General features: G+C 61.5%; 9 protein-coding genes. 6 read left to right on the top strand and 3 right to left on the bottom strand.

Annotated features, from left to right (window positions below):
* On the bottom strand, positions 1-1,082 hold a 1,082-nt coding region (locus EN879_RS14990), incomplete at its 3' end, for a GGDEF domain-containing protein (RefSeq protein WP_164774416.1).
* A gap of 331 nt (positions 1,083-1,413) precedes the next feature.
* On the opposite strand from EN879_RS14990, the gene EN879_RS14985 reads away from it, so the two are divergent.
* Complete coding sequence (locus EN879_RS14985) at positions 1,414-2,601, top strand: glycine C-acetyltransferase (RefSeq protein ID WP_063167735.1); 1,188 nt, start codon at positions 1,414-1,416, stop codon at positions 2,599-2,601.
* 52 nt (positions 2,602-2,653) lie between these two features.
* Positions 2,654-3,688: an L-threonine 3-dehydrogenase gene (tdh, locus tag EN879_RS14980; RefSeq protein WP_013532321.1), complete on the top strand. Its 1,035-nt coding sequence runs from the start codon at positions 2,654-2,656 to the stop codon at positions 3,686-3,688.
* Positions 3,689-3,696: 8 nt separating this feature from the next.
* Here the strand turns inward: tdh and EN879_RS14975 are convergent, their stop codons facing one another.
* Positions 3,697-4,203, bottom strand: coding sequence for a DUF2380 domain-containing protein (locus EN879_RS14975; protein WP_063167736.1), 507 nt, complete (start codon positions 4,201-4,203; stop codon positions 3,697-3,699).
* A gap of 145 nt (positions 4,204-4,348) precedes the next feature.
* A complete protein-coding gene (locus EN879_RS14970) occupies positions 4,349-4,822 on the bottom strand; it encodes a MarR family transcriptional regulator (RefSeq protein WP_024505603.1) in 474 nt (157 codons plus the stop codon).
* An 87-nt stretch (positions 4,823-4,909) separates the two neighbouring features.
* Between EN879_RS14970 and hmgA the strand changes: the two genes are divergently transcribed.
* From hmgA to EN879_RS14950, 4 genes are all read left to right on the top strand, one after another.
* The gene (gene hmgA, locus EN879_RS14965; protein WP_024505602.1) at positions 4,910-6,223 is read left to right on the top strand and encodes a homogentisate 1,2-dioxygenase; all 1,314 of its coding nucleotides are present in this window, start codon (positions 4,910-4,912) and stop codon (positions 6,221-6,223) included.
* An 11-nt stretch (positions 6,224-6,234) separates the two neighbouring features.
* On the top strand, positions 6,235-7,122 hold the full coding sequence (locus tag EN879_RS14960) for an MBL fold metallo-hydrolase (protein WP_032899759.1): 888 nt from the start codon (positions 6,235-6,237) through the stop codon (positions 7,120-7,122).
* Entirely contained in the window at positions 7,119-8,132 is a 1,014-nt protein-coding gene (locus tag EN879_RS14955; protein ID WP_063167737.1) for a fumarylacetoacetate hydrolase family protein, read from the top strand. Before EN879_RS14960 ends, EN879_RS14955 begins: the two co-directional genes overlap by 4 nt.
* A 4-nt stretch (positions 8,133-8,136) precedes the next feature.
* Positions 8,137-8,414, top strand: a 278-nt coding sequence (locus EN879_RS14950) for a hypothetical protein (RefSeq protein ID WP_127274113.1), incomplete at its 3' end; no start/stop codon positions are given.

Below are 8,414 nucleotides of genomic sequence, written 5' to 3'. Positions count from 1 at the left end.
TGGAAGACGATCGGCTCGTTGATGTGCGCCAAGATGCGCCGCGCCAGCATGTTGATGTCTTCGGTGCCGCCGGCGCCGCCGAGGATCATGACGAACTCGTCGCCGCCCAGGCGCACGCACAGATCCGACGCCCGGCAGGAATCGCGCATGCGCTGTGCCGTGACGACCAGCACATAGTCGCCGGCGGCGTGGCCGAGCGTATCGTTGATCTGCTTGAACCGATCGAGATCGAGCTGGACGACGGCAAGGCGTTCGCGACGCCGGTGCGTGCCCTTGATCAGCGTGTCGAAATGATCGGTCAGGAACGTGCGGTTGTGCAGGCCGGTGAGGCCGTCATGAACCGCGATGAAGGCCATGGAATTGCGCGCGTCGATCAGTTCATGCGTCTTGCGCAGGATGGCGTTCGACATCGGCCTGAAGATGAAGAGCGCCACCAGTATGATGACGCCGATTGTGGCGTAGAACAGCGTGCGATGGAGAGCGAGCAGCTTCTCGGAGCGGTCGTCGGCGTCGGCAGTGATGCGCTGGCCGAGCGCGGCATAACCCGACAAGGTCGCATTGGCGACTGAGGCGTCGAGATTGACGCGTTCGCCGCCGCCCTTGTAGCCGCCATTGCCGTTGAATTGCGATTCATAGGCCGAGATCAGGCGGTCGCCATTGGCGATCAGCCCGACGGAGAAATAGTCGAGGTGGAAGGGCTTGGCGAAGAGGACGCTTTCGATCGACTTCGGGTCGAGCTTGGCCGGCGATTGCGGATCGGCTCCTGTCTGATCGAGCAGCAGGTCGTAGTTGGTCTCGAACTCCGCCGTTGCCTGCTTGAGCGCGCTGACCAGCGCCGGTTGCTTGTCGCGTGAACCGGCACCCGTTGCACTGGCAAGGAAGACGATGCGCTGCGACAGCGTCTTTTGTGTGCTGACGATGTCGAGCAAGGTGTGATTGTGCTGTTGGGTGGCCATCATCTGCTGCAGCAGGATGAAGGAGGCGATCACCATGGCCGCAATGATCAGCAGGGCCAGCCAATAGCCAGCCTTGATCAGCAGTATGAGCTTGCCTGAAACGGTTTGCACCGGCTGCTGCGACATTTTCGGGGGCGGCCCTCTCGCCTAAGGATTCTTGCCTAGGGATTCTTGTATGAGCACCATTGAACTGCAAACGTTAACAGGACCGGAAATCGACGGCTGTCCGGCAAGGGGCGGCCGTGGAAAGATCGCGGAATGGTTATCGGCTCGTTTAGCACCGTACCGGCATTTGAGCGGTCATCGGCCAGAACCTTTGTCGTGGCGTCGTTCCTCGGCCGCGTGATGATCGACATCGGGGCCGCATCGTGCTGCTTGCCACCGATCCGGTCGTTTTTGCGATGGATTTTTCGCGCGGACGAGACGACAGTCGGCCCACATCAAACGAGGCTAGGTCATGACCGCAGCATTCCTCTCCCACATCGACAGCGAGCTCGCGGGGCTCAAATCGGCAGGCCTCTACAAGTCGGAGCGGGTGATCACTTCGACGCAGTCGGCCGAGATCGAGGTCGGCGGCGACAAGGTGTTGAATTTCTGTGCCAACAACTATCTCGGCCTCGCCGATAGCGCCGATTTGCGCAATGCTGCCAAGCAGGCGCTCGACCGCTATGGCTACGGCATGGCATCGGTGCGCTTCATCTGCGGCACGCAGGAAGAGCACAAGCAACTCGAAGCCACGATTTCCTCCTTCCTCGGCATGGAAGACACCATCCTTTACGGCTCCTGCTTCGATGCCAATGGCGGCCTGTTCGAGACGCTGCTGGGCGAGGAAGACGCCATTATTTCGGATGCCTTGAATCATGCCTCGATCATCGATGGTGTGCGGCTGTCGAAGGCCAAACGTTTCCGCTACGCCAACAACGACATGGCCGATCTCGAGGCGCGCCTGAAGGAAGCCCGGGACTGCCGCTTCCGGTTGATCGCCACCGACGGCGTGTTTTCGATGGATGGCATCATCGCCAATCTCAGGGGTGTCTGCGACCTCGCCGAGAAGTATGACGCCATGGTGATGGTCGACGACAGCCATGCCGTCGGCTTCGTCGGTCAGAACGGCCGCGGCTCGGCCGAGCATTGCGGCGTCGAGGGCAGGGTCGACATCATCACCGGGACGCTCGGCAAGGCACTTGGTGGGGCCTCCGGTGGTTACACCTCGGGCAAAAGCCAGGTGGTCGACTGGTTGCGCCAGCGCTCACGGCCGTATCTCTTTTCCAACACGCTGATGCCGGCGATCGCCGGCGCTTCGATCAAGGTGTTCGAGCTGATCAAGGACGGCGATGGGCTGCGCGACAAACTCTACGACAACGCTGCGCGGTTCCGGTCGCAAATGGGCAAGCTCGGCTTCACGCTGGCCGGAGCGGATCATCCGATCATCCCGGTGATGCTGGGCGATGCCAGCCTGGCGCAGGAGATGGCCGCGCGCATGCTGAAGCGCGGCATCTATGTCATCGGCTTCTCCTTCCCGGTGGTGCCAAAGGGGCAGGCGCGCATCCGCACGCAGATGTCGGCGGCGCATTCCAGCGCCGATATCGACCGCGCGGTGGAAGCGTTCGCCGCCGTCGGGCGCGAACTCGGGGTGATTTCCTGACAAGCCGGAATCGAAAAGCGATTCCGGAACAAGAGCTTCAAGGGACAAAAGCATGTCGAACATGATGAAAGCGCTGGTGAAGGCCAAGGCCGAACCAGGCATCTGGATGGAAGAGGTGCCGGTGCCGGAAATCGGCCCTAACGACGTGCTGATCAAGATCAAGAAGACGGCGATCTGCGGCACCGACGTGCACATCTACAATTGGGACCAGTGGGCGCAGAAGACGGTGCCGGTGCCGATGGTGACGGGCCATGAATTCGTCGGCACCGTTGCCGATTTCGGCGCAGCGGTCACCGAATACAAGGTCGGCCAGCGCGTGTCGGGCGAGGGCCACATCGTCTGCGGTCATTGCCGCAACTGTCGCGCCGGGCGAGGGCATCTGTGCCGCAACACGCTCGGCGTCGGCGTCAATCGTCCGGGCGCCTTCGGTGAGTATCTGGCTATCCCGCAGCACAACGTCGTGCCGATCCCCGATGATGTGCCGGACGAGATCGCCGCCATCTTCGATCCGTTGGGCAATGCCGTGCACACGGCACTCTCCTTCGATCTGGTCGGCGAGGACGTGCTGGTCACCGGCGCCGGGCCGATCGGCATCATGGGCGCGCTCGTCGCCCAATGCGTCGGCGCGCGAAAAGTGGTCATCACCGACATCAATCCGGTGCGGCTGGCGCTGGCGAAAAAGCTCGGCGTCCAGCATGTCGTCGACGCGTCCAAGGAAAAGCTGCGCGATGTCATGCCGGCACTCGGCATGACCGAGGGTTTTGATGTCGGCCTCGAAATGTCGGGCGCAGCCCCCGCCTTCCGCGACATGATCGACACCATGAACAACGGCGGCAAGATCGCCATTCTGGGCATCGCCCCGACCGGATTCGAGATCGACTGGAACAAGGTCATCTTCAAGATGCTGCATCTCAAGGGCATCTATGGCCGCGAGATGTTCGAGACCTGGTACAAGATGATCGCGCTGGTGCAGGGGCCGCTGGATGTTTCCGGGCTTATCACGCACCGCATCGGCATCGACGATTTCCAAGCCGGCTTCGATGCAATGCGCAGCGGCAGTTCCGGCAAGGTGGTGATGGATTGGTAGATGCCGCCCTAACGCAGAATTCTGTTTTTCATCAGCCATTTCACGGAGCGGGGCCACGCGTAGTTCGCACCCATGCGAAGATCGGTAAACCCCTCCGAAACATGTTTCCCGGTTTCGGCGTCAAGGATGCGAATGAACATAGTATGTTCTGTTCGGTTGACGCGCGTTACGACGCCAAGCAAGGCAAGCGACGCGCCGTGCTCCTTGGCAATCGGGCCTTCACAACCAGCGCAGTTGCGCAATCCGTGCGGCGCCGTGGCCTGTGTATCCCTCGCCGGCACATCAATTACTGTAAAACGCCCAGACTGGGAGAGCATGTCCTTAGCAACTTGTGCTGATTCCGACAGATAGCGCCTGTCATATTCATCCGGGGGAATTATTCCCGCCCCGGCGCTCTTGTCCTCCAATTCGAAAGGGAACACTTCGATCGACATCGGCTTTGTCTGCTGCGCCTGCGCAAATGTGCAGGTGCCTACAAGCAGCGTCACCAGGACACTTAATGTGCGAATGCTCATCGTAGTCCTCCTGTCGGTATGATGGGCATTATACGCGGCCTGACAACGCAAATAACGATTAAATCGAAAGCAATGCTATGCTTCGGGAGTTTCCACGCAGTCTCGCTCGAACTCCGTCGTTCAGAGTGATTGGCTTGATCTTGGACTAACTCTTGCTCGGGACCAGACTGGTCTCCAATGCAGCCAGTCCGCTGGTGATCGCCGTGCGCTCTTCAGCGCTGAGCCTTGCCAGCAAATCCCGTTCGAACGCCTTCGCCAGCGGCACCATCTCGCGATAGGCGGCAAGCCCCGTTCCGGTCAGCGTCAGATGTTCGATACGGCGATCTTTCTCATCAGGTGTCCGCATCAACCAGCGCCGCCGCTCGAGTTCAGCCACGGCGCGTGAAACCTTGGTCTTGTGCATAGCCGATTGCTCGCCGAGTTCGGTCGCAGTCATCGTTCCATGCTGCCCCAGCCCCGAAAGGGTGCGCCATTCCGGCCGCGTCAGGCCATGGCTGTCCTTGTATATCCTCGAAAATTCGCGGCTGACGGCGTCGGCAAGCCGGTAGAGCCGGTAGGGCAGGAAGTTTTCCAGATTGAGAATTTCAGCCGCGTCGGACGCTTCGCTCCTGATCGCCATTTTTCAAAGCCGCCATTGATGGTTACATTTTCGATGGTTACAAATGAAACCAGTTTGGTCAATTGAGATCCATTCCGGGAGGAAGCAATGGCCTTTTCCTATATGCCGGGCTTCGGCAACGATTTTGAGACCGAGACGCTGCCCGGCTCGTTGCCGCAGGGACGGAATTCGCCGCAGCGGCCGGCCTACGGCCTCTATGCCGAGCAGCTTTCAGGCTCGCCCTTCACCGCGCCGCGCGGCACCAATGAGCGGTCCTGGCTCTACCGCATCCGGCCGAGCGTCAAGCACACCGGCCGCTTCAAGGCGGCGAGCTATCCCTTGTGGAAGAGTGCGCCCAATGTCGGCGATCATGAACTGGCGCTCGGCCAGTATCGCTGGAACCCGGTGCCGATGCCGAAGGAGCCGACCGATTTCATCGCCGGTATGCGCAGCATCACAACCGCTGGCGACGTGCTCGGGCAGACCGGCATGGCGGCGCATGTCTATGTCGCCAACACCTCGATGGCGGACGATCATTTTTTCAATGCCGACGGCGAGTTGCTGGTCGTGCCGCAAGTCGGCGCATTGCGCTTCGTCACCGAGATGGGCGTCATTGAGCTGCGGCCCGGCGAGATCGCCGTGCTGCCACGCGGTCTGGTCTTCAAGGTCGAGCTGGTCGACGCCGAAGTGCGCGGCTACGTCTGCGAGAACTACGGCGCCAAGTTGACGCTGCCCGATCGCGGCCCGATCGGCGCCAATTGCCTGGCCAACCCACGCGATTTCAAGACGCCTTGCGCCTGGTTCGAGGAGAAGGAAACGCCGTGCCGGCTGATCGTGAAATGGTGCGGCAATTTCCATGTCACCGAGATCGGCCATTCGCCGCTCGATGTCGTTGCCTGGCACGGCAACTATGCGCCCTACAAATATGATCTGGCGACCTTTTCACCGGTCGGAGCGCTTTTGTTCGACCATCCCGATCCGTCGATCTTCACCGTGTTAACGGCACCAAGCGGCGAGGAGGGCACGGCCAACATCGACTTCGTCATCTTCCCGCCGCGCTGGCTGGTGGCCGAAGATACCTTCCGGCCGCCCTGGTACCACCGCAACATCATGAGCGAGTTCATGGGCCTGATCCACGGCCAGTACGACGCCAAGGAAGAAGGTTTCGTGCCTGGCGGCATCAGCCTGCACAATCTGATGCTGGCCCATGGGCCGGATGCGCCTGGCTTTGAAAAGGCCTCGCGCGCGGAGCTGAAACCGGTCAAGCTCGACAACACCATGGCCTTCATGTTCGAGACCCGATTTCCGCAGATGCTGACCCGCTACGGCGCCGAGCTCGAAACCCGGCAGGACAACTACATCGACTGCTGGGCCGACCTGAAGAAGCGTTTCAACGGCACGCCCGAGGGCGACTGGTCTTGATCACCGAGCCAATGCCGGATCGGCTGGTGCTTTTGGGCTCGAAGGGTGGCCCGGCATTGCGGCCGGGTGGTCCATGGCCGAGTTCGTCGCTGCTGCAGATCGGCGGCCGCAGCATCGTCGTCGACTGCGGCCTTGGCGTGACGCGTGGTCTGGTCGATGCCGGCATCAGCCTGAAGTCGCTCGACCTGATCTTCATCACGCATCTGCACTCCGACCATGTGCTTGAACTGGGGCCGCTGATCCACACCGCCTGGACGGCGGGCCTCGCGACGCCCGTCGGCGTGTTCGGTCCGCCCGGCACCGGTCATTACTGGCGGCGCTTTTGCCAGGCGATGGAGTTCGACATCGAGATCCGCATCGTTGACGAAGGCCGGCCGGATATTCGCGATCTGGTGTCGATCAGCGAATTCGGCGAAGGCCAGGTGGTCGCGCAGGGCGGCTTGACGGTTTCGGCGCTGCGCGTCGAGCATCCGCCGGTGACCGATTGTTTTGCGCTTCGCTTCGAGCATGGCGCCAAAAGCGTGGTGTTCTCCGGCGACACGGCCTTTTATCCGCCGCTCGCCGATTTTGCCCGAGGCGCCGACATCCTCGTCCACGAAGCCATGCTGGAAGAAGGCATCGAGCGACTGGTGGCCAGGACCGGCAATGGTGCGCGGCTCAGAGAGCATCTGCTCGCCAGCCACAGCTTTGCCGAAGAGGCCGGCAGCATCGCAAGCGATGCCGGCGTGAAGAGATTGGTGCTCAACCACCTCATTCCGGCCGACGATTCTTTGATAGGCGAGGCCGACTGGACTGCCGCCGTCAGGAAAACTTGGAACGGCGACTTGACGATCGCCCGCGACGGTCTTGTTGTGGGCTTAAGCAGCGCCAAAGCTGCAGCAGGAGAGGAAACCGCATGAAGCTTGCCACATTGAAGGACGGGACGCGCGACGGGAAACTCGTCGTCGTCTCGCGCGACCTGACACGCTTCACCGACGCCTCGTTCCTGGTTCGCACGCTGCAGGCGGCGCTCGACGACTGGCGGCGCATCGCCCCGCATCTCGCGACAATAGCGGAATCGCTTGAGAACAATGCGATGCCGGCGGAGCGCTTCCACGAACATGACGCCCATTCGCCGCTGCCGCGTGCCTATCAATGGGCCGATGGCTCGGCTTACGTGAACCATGTCGAGCTGGTGCGCAAAGCGCGCGGCGCCGAGATGCCGGCGAGCTTCTGGACCGACCCGCTGATCTACCAGGGCGGCTCGGATTCTTTCATTCCGCCACGTGATCCGATCCGCACGGCTGACGAAGCCTTCGGCATCGACATGGAGGGCGAGGTCGCTGTCATCGTCGACGACGTGCCGATGGGTGCAAGCCTCGAAGAAGCAAAGGCAGCGATCCGACTGGTCATGCTGGTCAACGACGTTACGTTGCGCGCGCTCACCGGACCGGAACTGGCCAAAGGTTTCGGTTTTTTCCAATCAAAGCCGTCCTCGGCGTTTTCGCCGGTCGCTGTGACGCCGGACGAACTGGGTGATGCCTGGGACGGCGGCAAGGTCAGCCTGCCGCTGCTTGCCGATCTCAACGGCAAGCCGTTCGGCCGCGCCAATGCCGGTATCGACATGACCTTCGACTTTCCGGCGCTGATCGTTCATGCAGCAAGGACACGGCCATTGGCCGCCGGCACGATCATCGGTTCCGGCACCGTCTCCAACAAGCTCGACGGCGGGCCGGGCAAGCCTGTCTCGGCCGGCGGCGCCGGCTATTCCTGCATCGCCGAACTGCGCATGATCGAGACCATTGTGTCAGGCGAACCCAAAACGCCATTCCTGCGCTTCGGCGACACGGTGCGCATCGAGATGAAGGACAAGGCTGGGCATTCGATCTTCGGTGCCATCGAACAGAAGGTCGAGAAATACGAGAGGTAAGGGCATGACGGGGGTCTATCTGCTGGCCGGTGTCTGGGCACTCGCCATACTGGCGGTCTTCATCCAGGCGATCCGGCTGAGCTATCGCATAGAGGCGCGCTCGCCTGACCTGACCAACCGCAGCGGCTTTCCGCGCAAGGCGATGATGTTCCACACCATCACCAACATGGACGTCGCGCGGGACGCGGAAACGCAGAGCATGCGTCGGCGTATGAACTGGTTGCTGCTGATCGTTCTTGCTGGATTTGTCGTTATGTGGGCGGGCTTGTATCTGTCGCGGTC

It is taken from the genome of Mesorhizobium sp. M7A.F.Ca.AU.002.02.1.1, assembly GCF_003998535.1.
In the GTDB taxonomy this organism is placed as follows: domain Bacteria; phylum Pseudomonadota; class Alphaproteobacteria; order Rhizobiales; family Rhizobiaceae; genus Mesorhizobium; species Mesorhizobium ciceri.
This window is presented reverse-complemented; position numbering and strand designations above follow the sequence as displayed.